Source organism: Metabacillus halosaccharovorans (genome assembly GCF_002019635.1).
Classification (GTDB): domain Bacteria; phylum Bacillota; class Bacilli; order Bacillales; family Bacillaceae; genus Metabacillus; species Metabacillus halosaccharovorans.
The window spans coordinates 282,269-296,445 of the sequence record NZ_KV917371.1 but is presented as its reverse complement, the minus strand read 5'-3'; the positions used below and the strand labels follow the sequence as shown (position 1 = coordinate 296,445).

At 36.0% G+C, this 14,177-nt stretch carries 14 protein-coding genes; 9 read left to right on the top strand and 5 right to left on the bottom strand.

The window, feature by feature from the left end:
* The first annotated feature begins 236 nt into the window (after positions 1 to 236).
* Positions 237 to 782, top strand: a complete 546-nt coding sequence (locus tag BK577_RS01435) for a DUF6241 domain-containing protein (RefSeq protein ID WP_078431281.1) — start codon at positions 237 to 239, stop codon at positions 780 to 782.
* A 39-nt stretch (positions 783 to 821) separates the two neighbouring features.
* Here the strand turns inward: BK577_RS01435 and BK577_RS01430 are convergent, their stop codons facing one another.
* Positions 822 to 1,409, bottom strand: a complete 588-nt coding sequence (locus BK577_RS01430) for a biotin transporter BioY (RefSeq protein ID WP_078431280.1) — start codon at positions 1,407 to 1,409, stop codon at positions 822 to 824.
* A gap of 111 nt (positions 1,410 to 1,520) precedes the next feature.
* On the opposite strand from BK577_RS01430, the gene BK577_RS01425 reads away from it, so the two are divergent.
* Positions 1,521 to 2,120, top strand: a complete 600-nt coding sequence (locus BK577_RS01425; protein WP_078431279.1) for a sulfite oxidase-like oxidoreductase — start codon at positions 1,521 to 1,523, stop codon at positions 2,118 to 2,120.
* A gap of 411 nt (positions 2,121 to 2,531) precedes the next feature.
* On the opposite strand, the gene BK577_RS01420 is transcribed toward BK577_RS01425, so the two are convergent.
* The 3 genes from BK577_RS01420 to BK577_RS01410 all read right to left on the bottom strand — a co-directional run bounded on the left by BK577_RS01420 (position 2,532) and on the right by BK577_RS01410 (position 5,301).
* Entirely contained in the window at positions 2,532 to 2,705 is a 174-nt protein-coding gene (locus tag BK577_RS01420) for a YjfB family protein (protein WP_078431278.1), read from the bottom strand.
* Between the two features lie 103 nt (positions 2,706 to 2,808).
* Positions 2,809 to 3,942: an alanine dehydrogenase gene (gene ald / locus BK577_RS01415; RefSeq protein ID WP_078431277.1), complete on the bottom strand. Its 1,134-nt coding sequence runs from the start codon at positions 3,940 to 3,942 to the stop codon at positions 2,809 to 2,811.
* 126 nt (positions 3,943 to 4,068) lie between these two features.
* On the bottom strand, positions 4,069 to 5,301 hold the full coding sequence (locus tag BK577_RS01410) for a sporulation transcriptional activator AdeR (protein WP_078431276.1): 1,233 nt from the start codon (positions 5,299 to 5,301) through the stop codon (positions 4,069 to 4,071).
* A gap of 177 nt (positions 5,302 to 5,478) precedes the next feature.
* On the opposite strand from BK577_RS01410, the gene BK577_RS01405 reads away from it, so the two are divergent.
* From BK577_RS01405 to BK577_RS01375, 7 genes are all read left to right on the top strand, one after another.
* Positions 5,479 to 6,231: a (S)-benzoin forming benzil reductase gene (locus tag BK577_RS01405; protein ID WP_078431275.1), complete on the top strand. Its 753-nt coding sequence runs from the start codon at positions 5,479 to 5,481 to the stop codon at positions 6,229 to 6,231.
* Between the two features lie 279 nt (positions 6,232 to 6,510).
* On the top strand, positions 6,511 to 7,608 hold the full coding sequence (locus BK577_RS01400) for a sensor histidine kinase (RefSeq protein ID WP_078431274.1): 1,098 nt from the start codon (positions 6,511 to 6,513) through the stop codon (positions 7,606 to 7,608).
* A gap of 534 nt (positions 7,609 to 8,142) precedes the next feature.
* On the top strand, positions 8,143 to 9,417 hold the full coding sequence (ltrA, locus tag BK577_RS01395) for a group II intron reverse transcriptase/maturase (RefSeq protein WP_078431273.1): 1,275 nt from the start codon (positions 8,143 to 8,145) through the stop codon (positions 9,415 to 9,417).
* A 304-nt stretch (positions 9,418 to 9,721) separates the two neighbouring features.
* A complete protein-coding gene (locus BK577_RS01390) occupies positions 9,722 to 10,252 on the top strand; it encodes an HD domain-containing protein (protein ID WP_078431272.1) in 531 nt (176 codons plus the stop codon).
* Between the two features lie 287 nt (positions 10,253 to 10,539).
* Positions 10,540 to 11,655, top strand: coding sequence for an AI-2E family transporter (locus tag BK577_RS01385; protein ID WP_078431271.1), 1,116 nt, complete (start codon positions 10,540 to 10,542; stop codon positions 11,653 to 11,655).
* 81 nt (positions 11,656 to 11,736) lie between these two features.
* Positions 11,737 to 11,958 carry a spore germination protein gene (locus BK577_RS01380; protein ID WP_078431270.1) on the top strand — a complete coding sequence of 74 codons (222 nt, stop codon included), beginning with the start codon at positions 11,737 to 11,739 and terminating at the stop codon, positions 11,956 to 11,958.
* Between the two features lie 135 nt (positions 11,959 to 12,093).
* A complete protein-coding gene (locus BK577_RS01375; RefSeq protein ID WP_078431269.1) occupies positions 12,094 to 12,342 on the top strand; it encodes a YueH family protein in 249 nt (82 codons plus the stop codon).
* 45 nt (positions 12,343 to 12,387) lie between these two features.
* On the opposite strand, the gene hpaB is transcribed toward BK577_RS01375, so the two are convergent.
* Complete coding sequence (gene hpaB / locus BK577_RS01370; protein ID WP_078431268.1) at positions 12,388 to 13,818, bottom strand: 4-hydroxyphenylacetate 3-monooxygenase, oxygenase component; 1,431 nt, start codon at positions 13,816 to 13,818, stop codon at positions 12,388 to 12,390.
* Positions 13,819 to 14,177: the final 359 nt, after the last annotated feature.

Sequence of the window (14,177 nt, the reverse complement as noted above, 5' to 3'; positions counted from 1 at the left end):
TTCATGTACTCTACTATTTTTATAACCAAAACTAGTAAACATTATACATATAATAGAACAGAATAGTAAAAAAATATGAATCTGATTTATTTCGACAAAGTCTTTCCTTGTTTAACCTAATTTATCCATTGTATGATGATACTAGACTATCTTTATCTTATAGAATCATTATTCTTTTTGATAGATAAGCTATTGATTAAGCTAACAAGTAAAATACTTCTAAGGAGGGTGTTATCGTGTCTTGGATAAAAAAGCATAAGTGGATATTAGCTAGTGTAGTAGTTGTTGCTGTTTGTTTCGGATTTTTAGGGTATATTCTTTTTGATATGTTGAATCAAAAAGCAACTCCAACAACTGCACAGAAGGTAGAAGACGTTGAAGAAAGCGCGAAAACTCCAGAGGAGGTTGTATCTGAAGAAGTAGTAATGAGTAATAATCCGTTCGGAAGTGAGCAGGCATCATTATCTGAAGATGATATTCTTAATTATATGCACGGAATGTCTCATCAAAAGGTAATTGCAGATGAAAAGTGGCTACATTACGAAATGACAGATGAGCGAATCTTGTTTCTATCCAATGCTGTAGAAAATGGTCAGCATGAACATGAAGAAGTAATGATGGACATATTAACCCGCTGGAAGGAAGGTGATTTCTCACAAGCTGATGAAGATCACAATGCCATCTGGAGTATTCAAGGAGGAACAATCGGAAAAGCAACCGGTATCATGTCAGAAGAACAAGAGCAACAATACTTAGAAAGATATGATGAAAGTATTAAATAAATAAAAAAGCCTTTGTCATTGACAAAGGCTTTTTATAAATTAAGCAGCAATTCTTTTATTAACCGCCTTCGTCACAGCATAATAAATACGGGGAGCAAGCAGTGCACCTAAAACTGTAAAAGCAACATCTTTCACAATAAACCATGCCATAACTCCCCAAGCAGCACCGTATGACATCGGAACATTTAACCATACATTTAAGGCAAGCCACATATACGTTGTCCCGACAATATAAATAAGAACAATTCCAACAAATGAGGCAGCCATGAAAACAGTCAGTTTCTTTTCTTTACTAACCTCCAGAATTTTACCTGCTGCATAAGCGGCAACAATATAAGATAAAATAAATCCGCCGGTGCTTTGGAAAATCACGCTAATTCCACCGCTAAACTGAGCGAAAACAGGCGCGCCTGCAATTCCAACTAATGCATAAATAATCATCGACAATGCACCAAGCCTGCTTCCTAATAAAAGCCCTGCTAATATACAGAAAAAAGGCTGCATTGATAATGGAACACCTGCTACTTGAAGAAATGGCGCCCAAGACGTAATATTAGCACCAATAGCCATTAGTGCTGCAAACATACCGGCTAATGAAATATCGTATGTAGTTAATTTTCGTTTCATTGTATTTCCCCCTTCTAAACAAATCCTTAAAAAAAGAATAATATAATCCAGAAAAGATTGTCAACTTATTTTTAATATAAGTTAACATAATGGAGTGATGGAGGTATTGTCATGTATTTTGGAAAACAGAAAAAAACACATCCTTCCGGAAGGGTTCCACCAAATCAAAATGTTACAACCTCATTTCCAGTTTTACATACGGGAAATGTTCCTTACTATGATGATATTAGTAAGTGGAATTTACAAATTTATGGATTAGTCGATAATCCTAAGCTTCTTACATTAAAGGAATTAAAAGAGGAATACCCTCAGTCAGAACAAATAAATGATATTCATTGTGTTACGGGGTGGTCGAAATTAGATGCATGTTGGCAGGGAGTTAAAACGGTAGATTTATTAGAAGGAATTACTGTTCACTCTGATGCCAGATACGTTATCCTCTATGCAGAAGAAGGGTGGACGACTAATCTACCAATTGATGACTTTATGAGAGAAACAACTATACTAGCTCATAGCTTTAACAATGAACCGTTAACTCCCGAGCATGGTTTCCCACTTCGAGCCGTTATTCCTCATCTCTATTTTTGGAAGAGCGCAAAATGGATAAGAGGAATCCAGTTTACAGAGCATAATCATCCCGGCTTTTGGGAAAGAAACGGCTATCATATGGAGGGTAACCCTTGGCTTGAGCAAAGGTACAGTTTTGATTGAGGCATAGGACAGATCAAGATAAAATAGGATGTAAAAAAGACAGTTACCGTAGGATAACTGTCAAAAAATAATTCGGAGGTTGTACTATACTATTAATTTTTCTATTAATTGTTCATTGATTTAAAAAAAATGATAAAAACGTTTTTATAAAGTATACGATATCATTATAAAAAAGAGTAGGGAAAGTAGGATAAAAATTCACTTACAGGCAAGACGTGGATGAATAGTAGAGCAACTATGCTGAGATGATGATTGTGTCTAGTCTTACCTGATAACATTAGCTTTTCCAAAGGATGGATGGATTATAAGGAGAATTGTTAGTGGAATTTCGACATTTAGGGAAGGTTTTTGTCACCAATGATGATACAATTGGACTTCAAAAGTCCCCATATTCATACAGGGACTTTTGATTTAACCTTTTACGTCAATGCTTTTCCCTAAATTGGGGTGTGGGGCTTCCATAGCTTTTAACAGTTGTTCGTTACTTTGCTGTGAAGTTTCCATTACTTTTTTAGCTAATGCAATGCTCACATTTTGATTTAGAGATGCTTGATTTAATCCGATTGATAAGGCTGCAATATCCAAGGTTTCACCCCCCTTATCATTTGTATCGGTAAACAACAAGGATGATGAAGGAAAAGTGAAGTGAAATCTAATTAAACTTTTTTAAACGGCTTTTAAAATTGAGCTATTTCATTAAATGTTCTCTTTTTAAAACTTCAGTAACTGACTTGTATAAAAATCCAAGATCATCAGCAACAGCTTTATATGTGATTTCCCCATCCATAACATTGACTCCGGCTTGAAGTGCAGGACTTTCGCTAATCGCTCGGTATGCACCTGTATTGGCCATTTGTAATGCGTATGGTACTGTAACATTTGTAAGAGCAATTGTTGAGGTACGTGGAACAGCTCCCGGCATATTAGCAACCGCATAATGTAAGACACCGTGTTTTTCATATGTTGGGTTATCATGTGTTGTTATATGATCTACGGTTTCAACGATTCCGCCTTGATCGATCGCAACATCAACAATTACAGAACCCGGCTTCATTTTTTGGACCATTTCTTCCGTAACGAGAGTTGGCGCTTTAGCTCCAGGAATTAATACCGCACAAATAAGTAAATCAGCTTCAGCTACAGATGTTGCAATGTTCATTGGGTTTGACATTAATGTTTTAATTTGTGTACCAAATATATCGTCTAATTGGCGTAAACGGTCTGCACTTAAATCAATAATCGTCACATCAGCACCTAAGCCAATCGCCATTTTCGCTGCATTCGTACCGACTACACCACCCCCGATAATCGTAACTTTTCCACGACTTACTCCGGGAACACCTGCTAATAAAATTCCTTTTCCTCCTTTAGGTTTTTCAAGAAATTGCGCTCCAATTTGTGCTGCCATCCGGCCGGCAACCTCACTCATTGGGGTAAGCAATGGCAATGCACGATTTACGGTAACTGTTTCATAAGCGATTGCAGTTACACCTTGATCTTTTAATGCTTGGGCTAATTCAGGCTCTGCTGCAAGATGTAGATATGTGAATAAAATTAGTCCCTTTCGAAAGTATGCATATTCTGACGGCAGAGGTTCTTTTACTTTCATAACCATTTCGGAATTTGCCCATACTTTCTCAGCGTTATCTACAATTTCAGCACCTGCTTGTTTGTAATCCTCATTCTCAAAACCGCTTCCAACACCTGCCCGATCTTCAATTAAGACCCGATGACCAAACGCAACTAACTGTGTGACCCCGCCAGGTGTTAAGGCTACCCGGTTTTCATTATTTTTTATTTCCTTTGGAACCCCGATAATCATAAATAAACCTTCCTCCTTTGAACGCAATATTTATATAGTTTCTATTTAATAAAGCAAGTATAAATAAAAATTATATAAATATCTTTGTTTAAAAACGAGAAAGGTTTTGAATTCTTTTGTGAAAAATCACAAAGGCATATGATCGAGCTTTAAATGTAAGTAGATGGTGATCTTTTGGTTCATATTTTTAAGATTTAGTTCACCGATTTCTGAAATTCTCTTTAGTCGATAATTTAGTGTATTAATATGAATGTTAAGTGCTTTTGAAGCATCGTGGACGTTGCTGTCATGGTCAAGAAACACTTCAAGTGTGTGAACAAGATTTGTGCTGTGCCGTTGATCGTATTCTTTTAATTTTGTCAGCGAATAATGCTGATGGCCTGATTCTTTTCGTTGGTTGTATAAAATATCCAAGTACTGATAAAAGCCAAGCTCGGAAAAACTCGTTAATTCCGTTGTTTCTTTAGGAAACCTTTTTTTTAGTGAATGTACAGCTATCGCTTCTTTATAGCTTTTTTCAATAAAGACCGGTGATGAAAAAATCCCACCCATACTTGCCGTTACATTTTTTAATTGATATCTTTCGTTAAGCTGACGAATAGTAGAATAAGTAAAATGTTTGATATCCGTTAAGGGTGCAGAACTCTTTGCCGATAATAAAATGATGAGTTCATCAAAATCAAATGTATATAAAAGAATTGTTACCTGCTGAGTGGTTTGGAGCAGGTAAGAAAGTTTCTTTTCTGCTTCTTCATTTATTTCCTGAGGAAACTTAAAAATGCATACCGAAAACGGAGAGGGGACATGTAAGTTTAGTTCATGGAAACTTTGAGTAATTTCATGCTCTGTTGAGACATGACCAGTGAGAAGCTTCCAAAAAAATTCTTGATTCCTTTCTTCTTTCTTGGTTTTACGAACTTGTAATTTCAGCATTTTATTTTTTACAGCTCTTGCCGCTTTTTTCAAAAGAAGCAGGTCTGATTGCTGGAGCTGCTTTTCAATTTCCAAAGCCCAGATAAAACCCAGTACCTCATCATTTTTCCAAATAGAAATGGCGATGCGATTGCCAAGACCAACTTCATCAATATTTTTAACTCGTATAGGCTCATCTGTATGAAGGAGTTTTGGAATGGTTCCATCTTTCCATAAGCTGTTAATGACTTTTTCAGGAACTCTTCGACCTATTATAGTGGAGATTCGGGCAGGATCAGTTCTGTCATCATGGGTGCTGTATGCTAATAATCGATGATTTACATCTTCTATTGTAATTGGACATTGAAGGACTTCACTAATCTTTTCTGCTACATCCTCAAGGCGTTCAAAATGATAGTTAAATGGATCCTTAGAAAATCCTGTCATGTTATCCCTACTTTATTTAGCAATTTATATATGTATATGTTGATTTTAGCTTAGTATTAAGGTTCTAGTTTGTCAAAGGCAAATATGGAGAATTGAACTTCTTGCATTCCTTGGTAGCATGTGCTAAAAAGAAGAAGGAATTGGAAGGACGATCCAAATGAAAGTGAGCTGACATAAATGAATTATTATATTGTAACAGGCGCCTCTCGAGGGTTAGGAGAAGCAATTGTGAATGAAATAAATGATCAAAATTGCAAGATCATTTGTTTGTCAAGAACCATGAACACAAATCTTGAAAAAGTCGCAGCAGAAAAACAAATACCTTTGTCATTTATTGAATGTGATTTGTCAGATATACAGCAGCTTTCTGAGATAATAGACCAACTATTATCGATGATGGATATCGGTCATGCACAAAAAATTACACTGATCAATAACGCCGGCACGGTAAATCCGATTAAAGGAGCAGGTAATGCTAAGCAAGAGGAGTTAATCTTGCATGTTCATCTGAATCTACTAACACCGATATTAATAAGTGAGGCTTTGATTCGCGAAACAAAAGGGACCTCTGCGAATGTGGTGATTGTTAATATCACATCAGGAGCCGCGAATCGACCGGTTCCAGGATGGAGTGCTTATTGTAGTACCAAAGCCGGACTAAATATGTATACTAAAACGGTTGGGGTTGAACAAGAAGAGAAACGAACAAATATTACATCAATTGCATTTTCACCGGGTATTATGGATACAGACATGCAAGGAACAATTAGAAAAGCAACAAAGGATGAATTCTCATCCCTCAATCAATTCGAGGAATATCATGAAAAAGGGCTGCTTCGTTCACCGAGTTTTGTGGCAAAGGCATTAATGAATCTTTTATCTGGTCCGTTAGAAAATGGAAGGGTATATGATATAAAAGAATTCTTGTAGGTTCAAAGTTCTATGTTTGGATATGACAAAAGGATTATTTTTGCTGTATAATGATAATTTAGGAAGAGTTTTAGGGAATTAGCCTTCCTTAATATACCATTTTCCTTTATGATTAGAAAAACTTGGCCTGTCGCCAAGTTCTAATGGCGAAAGCCTTAGTTTTTCTTATACTATCATCCATAAAATTCATATATTTTCTGATAGTATAAAAAATTAGAAAATAAAGAAAAAATTACCCTATAAAATATCACCTGTTGTATATTATCTATAGATATTGATTTGATAGAGTTTTTCATTAGGGATAAGTTCGAGGGACAGAGGTGGCTGAAAATTAGACAAAGTAAAAAGAAAAAGTATGCCGTCATTATCTCTGTAACAATGTTTCTTATCATGGTGTTTTCAGCATTTAATTTGTATGCTACTTATTTAAATACGATTAAAACGATCGATCTGACAATTGGACATTTGGCGATGCCGACTTCAAACCAGGAGTTAGAATTTTGGGATACTGCTAGTTTAGAGGAATTATTAAAAATTCAAGAAAGAAAAAAGAGTGAAGAGGGATTTAATGGTTCCCTTGATGTGGAGTTAACACATGAATCAGTTGAGAAGGTAAAACGGGATGTTATGCAAAAAAGTATTCCCTCATTCATTATGAGTGGTGTGTTAGTTCTGTTGTCTTTTAGTATTTTTATAGCTTTTCAAATTTGGTACCGAAAAAAAGTGAACTCTCAGGTCGGTGATGCGGAGGAGACCTACCAGGGTGAGTTTCAGTCAATGCTTCACACAATGCGATCGATTCGTCATGATTTTCTTAATCATATTCAAGTTATCCAGGGATTAATGAAGATTGGTCGGGAAGATCGGGCATACGAATATGTGAACTCATTAACAACAGAAGTAGAAACAATGGAATTACCTGTTGTCATCAAGAATCCGGCACTCTTCATTTTGCTCCAGTCCAAGTGGGCAAGAGCACAAAATGAAAAGGTTGATATGCACCTCCATGTTGATGATCATTTGTTTAAGCATATACATACGATTGATTTAATTAAAATATTTTCGAATTTAATAGATAATGCCTTTGACGCCACACTTTTAGGACTTGAATCTGAGAGATTCATCAATATTGAAGCTCGTGTTACTCAAAATAAATATATCTTTAGAGTAGAGAATATTGGGCCAACCATTTCAAAGGAAAACCTTAACAAAATTTTTCAGGCGGGCTATTCGACCAAAGCGGAAAAGAGAGGAGTTCCAAGAGGAGACGGACTTAGTATTGTGAAACAAGTTGTGCTCAAATATGGCGGAACAATTAATGTGGAATCAAACAAATATTCAACATTATTCGAAGTGAAAATACCATATAAACCTTAGCTTGAAGAAACTGCAAATGTAGTTTCTTTTTTTAGTGTGCCAGGCATGGCAACTATCTAGGTGGTGAAAGTCCACTGTGGGGGTACACATCGACCAACCACTAAGGAAGCGCAAGGTACTTATCGTGAGATAAGGGCTGGAGGAAGCGTGGAATAAAATCTTGGCTCGACGAACAGAAATCTGATACTAAGGCTTTACAAAGGGATAAGACTCCTAAACAAGTTAAAGTCCAAAAGATGTGCGTAACTTTGTAAAGTAGATCAGGCGAGTAAAAGAGGAAAGATGGTTGTCTTACCCTGGGAGATCTTGCGGATGTACAAAAGGTACAGTCGAAAAAGGTTAGTCGCAAGAAGTCAGCAGAAGCCATAGTAGTGAAGTAATTTCATGAAGGGCTGAACAATTTATAGTGTTTCAACACCACGAATGCGTAAGTGACATACTCCGAATGTGTTAATGGTGAAAGTATGGGCGTACCTCAAAGGATAACCAAAATGGAGCTATCACTTACTACGTGAGAGGAAAGGAGAAACGAGTGTGGAACTTTTAGAACAAATTCTAAGTAATCAAAATATGAATGAAGCCTACTTGCGTGTATATAAAAACAAAGGTGCTAGTGGGGTCGATGGAATAACGGTCGATGAACTGAAACAATATCTGAGAGAGAACAAGGATGAGCTACGTCAGCGCATCAGAACAAGAAAGTACCAACCACAAGCTGCCTTAAGAGTGGAGATCCCAAAAGAGAATGGTAAGGTGCGCAAATTGGGAATACCAACAGTAGTGGATAGGGTAGTTCAACAAGCCATTCATCAAGTTCTCAGTCCAATATTTGAAAAGCAATTCAGTGAATTCAGTTATGGATTTAGACCAAAAAGAAGTTGTGAGATGGCAATTATTAAAAGCTTGGAATTTCTAAATGACGGATACGATTGGATTGTGGATATTGACCTTGAAAGATTTTTCGATACAGTCCATCACGATAAACTCATGCGGATCATCTCTAATACAATAGATGATGGAGATGTCATTTCCCTTATAAGGAAATATCTTGTCAGTGGAGTTATGGAGAATGGAAGATATGAAGAAACACCAGTTGGAACTCCGCAAGGAGGAAACCTAAGCCCACTGCTGAGTAATATTATGTTGAACCAACTGGATAAGGAGCTAGAAAGTAGAGGACTTCAATTCGTGAGATACGCTGATGATGCCCTAATCTTCGTGAAGAGTGAGAAAGCAGCGAATAGAGTGATGGAATCAATCGTGAGATTTATAGAAAATAAATTAGGGTTAATAGTGAATGGAGAAAAGAGTAAAATCTCCCGTCCAAAAGATTTGAAATTCTTAGGATTTGGATATTATTACGATTTTAAGAATGAGAAATACCAAGTAAAACCCCATTCAACGTCAATACAAAAATTTCAAAGGAAGCTTCGAAAATTAACAAAGCGAAATTGGAGTGTTTCGCTAGGCTACCGAACCTTAAAACTAAAACAAGTCATACTTGGGTGGGTTAACTACTTTAGAATCTCGAATATGAAAAAAGCAATGACTGAGATAGATAAGAAGCTTCGCTCCAGAATTAGAGTCATCATCTGGAAGCAATGGAAGGTATCGAAGAAACGAATCAAATCGCTTATCCAATTAGGAATCCCTGAGGAAGAGGCGAAGGGATTAACCTTCTGTCGAAGAGGTTATCGATACATCGGATTATCGAAAGTTGTTCAAAGAGCAATCTCAAATAAAAGACTAAAGCAGAGGGGACTTCCCTCTGCTTTAGATCATTATCTAAAAGTACACACTGTAATATAAATTGAACCGCCGTATACGGAACCGTACGTACGGTGGTGTGAGAGGGGCGAAAAAAATTAAATTATTTTTCCCTCTACTCGATTACCGTAATCAAAGACCCTTTTTTAGAACGGAATGTTACAAAATTCAATTCATATCATATAAATAATAAAAGCATCCATTATTAACAGGGATAAACACGGTAGATAAAATAACAATTTCCTTGAAGAAGTTTTATAAATGTGTTAGATTATTCTGAATATCAAACGTATAGCGTTATAGTTATATAGTAAGATTGACCAACATGAAAAATAGGAGGGTTACCATGCGACGAGTAAGCTTGATCGATATATTTACACATCCTATTGCACAAAAATATTTAACCCGTTCAGGTGTTTCACATGCAATTACTGTTGCCCAATATGCTGTTCAGCTCGCTAATAAGTATGATGTAAATCCTGACCTAGCCGCTAAGGCGGGATTACTTCATGATATTGGACATTATGAATGGTATACCGATGGAGAATGGGATTATGATGCCTATGTCAAAAATGATATCCATGCGATTAAAGGTGCTGAGCGTGCTCATAAGCTCTTAATCAGGCTTGGTGAGGACCGGAAATATGCCAAGGAAATTGCTCTTGCGATTCTCCTGCATACTGATTCATATTTACCGGAAAATTCTATGAAGAAAAACACATTACAACAAATTGTTCGACTAGCAGATGAAATGGATGAGGAACCATTTGGTAAACATCATTACCGCAAGATGAAGTATGAGGATGCTTTTAAACAAATAGAACGTTTGGATTATACGATTGAGCAGATTATGTCTGAATATCGCCAATCTGTTTAGTCCATACAATGAAACAGACCAATAAAGGTCTGTTTTTCAGTATCCAAGTGTTCAAAGGATATGCTGTTGAATGTTTGACTGCAAGATTAACAGAAGATAAGATGAAGATAGCAAGATGAGCAAAGTATAGAAATGTATATAGATTAATAGGATGAAATAACAAAAAAGTTGAAACAATTTTTATTTTGGTACGTATAAATTTATATACTTGATCATGCCTTGGTTAATATTGGTTTTTCATGCCTATAATGTTGACGAAAGGCAGAATAAAAACTGGAGGAGAATGTGTGTTAAAATCAAAGGTTCATTTTTGGACATTACAAATTTTATTATTGCTTTTAATTGTCTATGTGGGTACAAAGGTCTCTTTCTTATTTGAGCCGATTATTGTATTTACTTCGACCTTATTCTTTCCAATATTGATTGCCGGGATCTTATTTTTTATTTTTAATCCCCTTGTAAAATTACTCGAAAGAAACAAGGTACCCAGAACATTGGCCATTTTAATACCGTATATTGTGTTTGTTGGGGTTGTAACTGGTATTATTTCTTTCATTGGACCTATTGTTACACAACAGGTGTCAGACTTAATCAGTAATTTTCCTACATATGCTAGAGAAATCACGGATTTTATTTTAAGTATGTCTCAATCACACTGGTTCACTTGGTTAATGGAGCAGGAGTATGTGTCATTAAATCAAATCGAACAGACTTTAACTGGTTATGCAACAAGCTTACCGGAAAATATTACTTCAAGCTTTTCCAAATTATTAGGTGTCGTAACAAATATCACGTTAACAATTATTACTGTTCCTTTTATTCTATTTTACATGCTAAAGGATGGTCATAAATTTCCTGGTGAAGCAGTAAAACTATTTCCATCCACATACCGTGGAGAGGGTCTGAAAATTTTAAAAGACTTATACGAAACACTTGCAACGTATATTCAAGGACAGCTGATTGTGTCTTTAGCAGTTGGACTTGGATGTTATATTGGTTATATGATCATTGGTTTAGATTATGCCTTAGTTCTTGGTATCGTAGTGGCAGTTACCAATATTATTCCATATGTTGGACCATTTATTGGTGCTACACCAGCGGTTGTGATTGCTTTGCTGGACTCTCCTACAAAAGCATTGCTTGCAGCTCTGGTTGTGACCGTCGTACAACAGCTTGATGGGAATCTTTTATCTCCTCTCATTATTGGAAAACGCCTAAACACTCATCCATTAACCATAATATTATTGTTAATCGGAGCAGGCAGTTTTGGCGGAATTATCGGGATGATACTAGCAGTACCTACTTATGCTGTTTTAAAAGCCGTTACATTGAATGTGGTACGCTTGATTAGATTAAGAGCAAAGTCCAGGGAGGATATCATTAGCAGTCATGTAAACGAATAGGCAAGAACCCTTCTTTTACCAAACACATAAGATAATGTATTGAAATTATTATTCATTTAGATAACGGAAGGGGAAAAGTTAATGCCGGCTTTTGTTGGTCCCATTGAATTAAATAGAATCGATAGTTCTGCAGTTTTTAAGGTTGGAGATACGTTTAGTTTATCTCCTAAATCATCAGATAAGACCTCTTTAGGCTCTGGTGTAGCTAATACGGGAGATTTCACCAATACACAAAATGTTTTTAATATAACAAAATTCGAAGATAGTGATGTAATAGATCAAACTAACATTTTTAATTTTTAAATCATAAAGAACTGCTTATCTAGTGAAGGATGCTTGATAAGCAGTTCTTATTTCTTACTAGCAAATTTCTGACAGCTGAAATTCGTTTGGACATCGATTATAATATTTTCATAGATAGTGGAAAGGATGGTTCGAATGAAAATCAGAAAAGCAAATGTGAAGAACGACAATATTACTATTACAAATGTGTATATTTATGAAAATAAAAAAGAGGAATACAGCTTAATCGCAATACCTGAAATTGAATGGTCTACTACAATTTCGTATGAAGAAAAAAGGGACGAGCTGTACAGTCGTTTAATTACTTCATTACCAAAAAATACGGAACAGGAGACAGCAGATGAACTAGCCAGAAAAGTACAACAGTGGGTTAGTGAAATGTAATAGCATAAAAGAAAGAGGCTTAAATCAAAAGGCCTCTTTATCTATTCATAGCTCTAAAAATTCCTCTACTTCACGAATATATTCTTCCCGAGGATATCCATTATAAAGTGTTGAAGATAATCGAACAGGATCTCCAAAAAAATAACGTTCATATTGAGTTTGACGTGTGCCAAAGCAGCTCATCGTTAGGTCCCAAGCAAGTCTAAATAATTTCGATTTTGTCTTGGCATCACAAGCAGATCCCTGACAATAACGGTTAATGTCTGTGGATATGTCAGAAGCAAAATCCTCTTCAGATGGAATGGCTACCAAACCACCTGCCCCTATCAATTGTATAATCTCCATCATACGCGGATACAGTTTAGGAAATAAATTAGACGCAACAAATAAAGAATGACTATTTGGTACCATTGTTCCCCATTCATCAATTTTCGCCTCGAGCTCAGAACGATCCAGTAAAGCCTTCATTGTTTCCAACCCAATAATCATCTCACTGATTTTATCTTGGATATGGTGGTATTCTGTGATATTTAATGTCATAACTATTTTCTGTGCTAAACCAAGGATAAATTCGGTTTTTACTATTTGTCTAATAATAACTTGATGAAGAGTATGTGGAGTGAAGCTGCTTCTTGAAAAGAGCTTAAGAGCCAAGTCTTGCCGATGATAAAAAAAGACACGATTCCAAGGAACTAATACTTTATCGAACACAATCATTGTATCCATTTCATGAAAACGAGAAGAAAGTGGATGATTAAAGGTCGATTCATCTTGAATAAAAGAATCACGGCAAATAAATTTTACTCCCTTAGTATCGGTTGGAATACTGAAGCAAAAGGCATATTCATCACTTTGTCCAGTCGGTAAAATTAAAATTTCATCGGTCATGCCGCCCTGTGTAGCCAACATTCTTGCTCCCTGAACAATTAGGCCATCTGCAGTCTTTTTCATAATCTTAGTAGCAATTGGTTGAGTCAAGTGTTCTTCATAGCTCTGTGAGCGGTTTACTTGCGGGTTAATAAAGCTATGGGTAAAGGAAAGATCATTTTCGCGAGCTGTTTCATACATCTTCAACAAATTTTTGGAGAACTCTTCATCTTGCTCTTTAAGTAATGAGGCAGAAGAGGCGAAGGTCATCATAACCGTATTTAAGTAATCGGGGGTTCTTCCCATTAGTCCAGCTGTTTTCTTTGCCCATGTCTTTATCATAAATCTTCTGAACTCTAGATCTTCTTTTGTCTTTGGTTGTAAGAAAGATAATCCCACTCTTTGTGAGGTAGCAGGTGATGGATACGTCATTTTTGAAACCAGCTCAGGAGAAAGCTGCAAATCATAAAGAGATGCTTTTGCTTGCATAGCTCCCTTATAAGCAGGATGTTGAGATATTATGCCATGTATCTTTTTACCTTTTATCCATACATTTGGCTTCAGTTCATTCATACGGTTTAAGTATTGTTCTCCATCAATAGCAGGCATTGATTTCACTCCTTACATCATATGTAACTACTATATGCCAGTAAATTTTGAGGGGTGAGCATACAGACGGTTAAAAACAATGTTGGAAATTGATGAAGAGTTATTAAAGGAATTGAAAAGGCAATAGGTGAATATTGTTACTAATAATAATAAAAAACATAATGTAAGCGTTTTCTAAATGTTTTATATTGAAGCTCTATGGAAAAAATATAGCTAATAATCTCTTTTCAAGGGTGTGAGAGGTATGCATGAAGAAAACTTTTTTAAAGGAATGCTTTGGGCTACGCTACTCAGTATTCCACTGTGGCTATCTTTCTTTGGTTGGTTGAAATTAACACTAACATTTCTTCGTTTTTTAT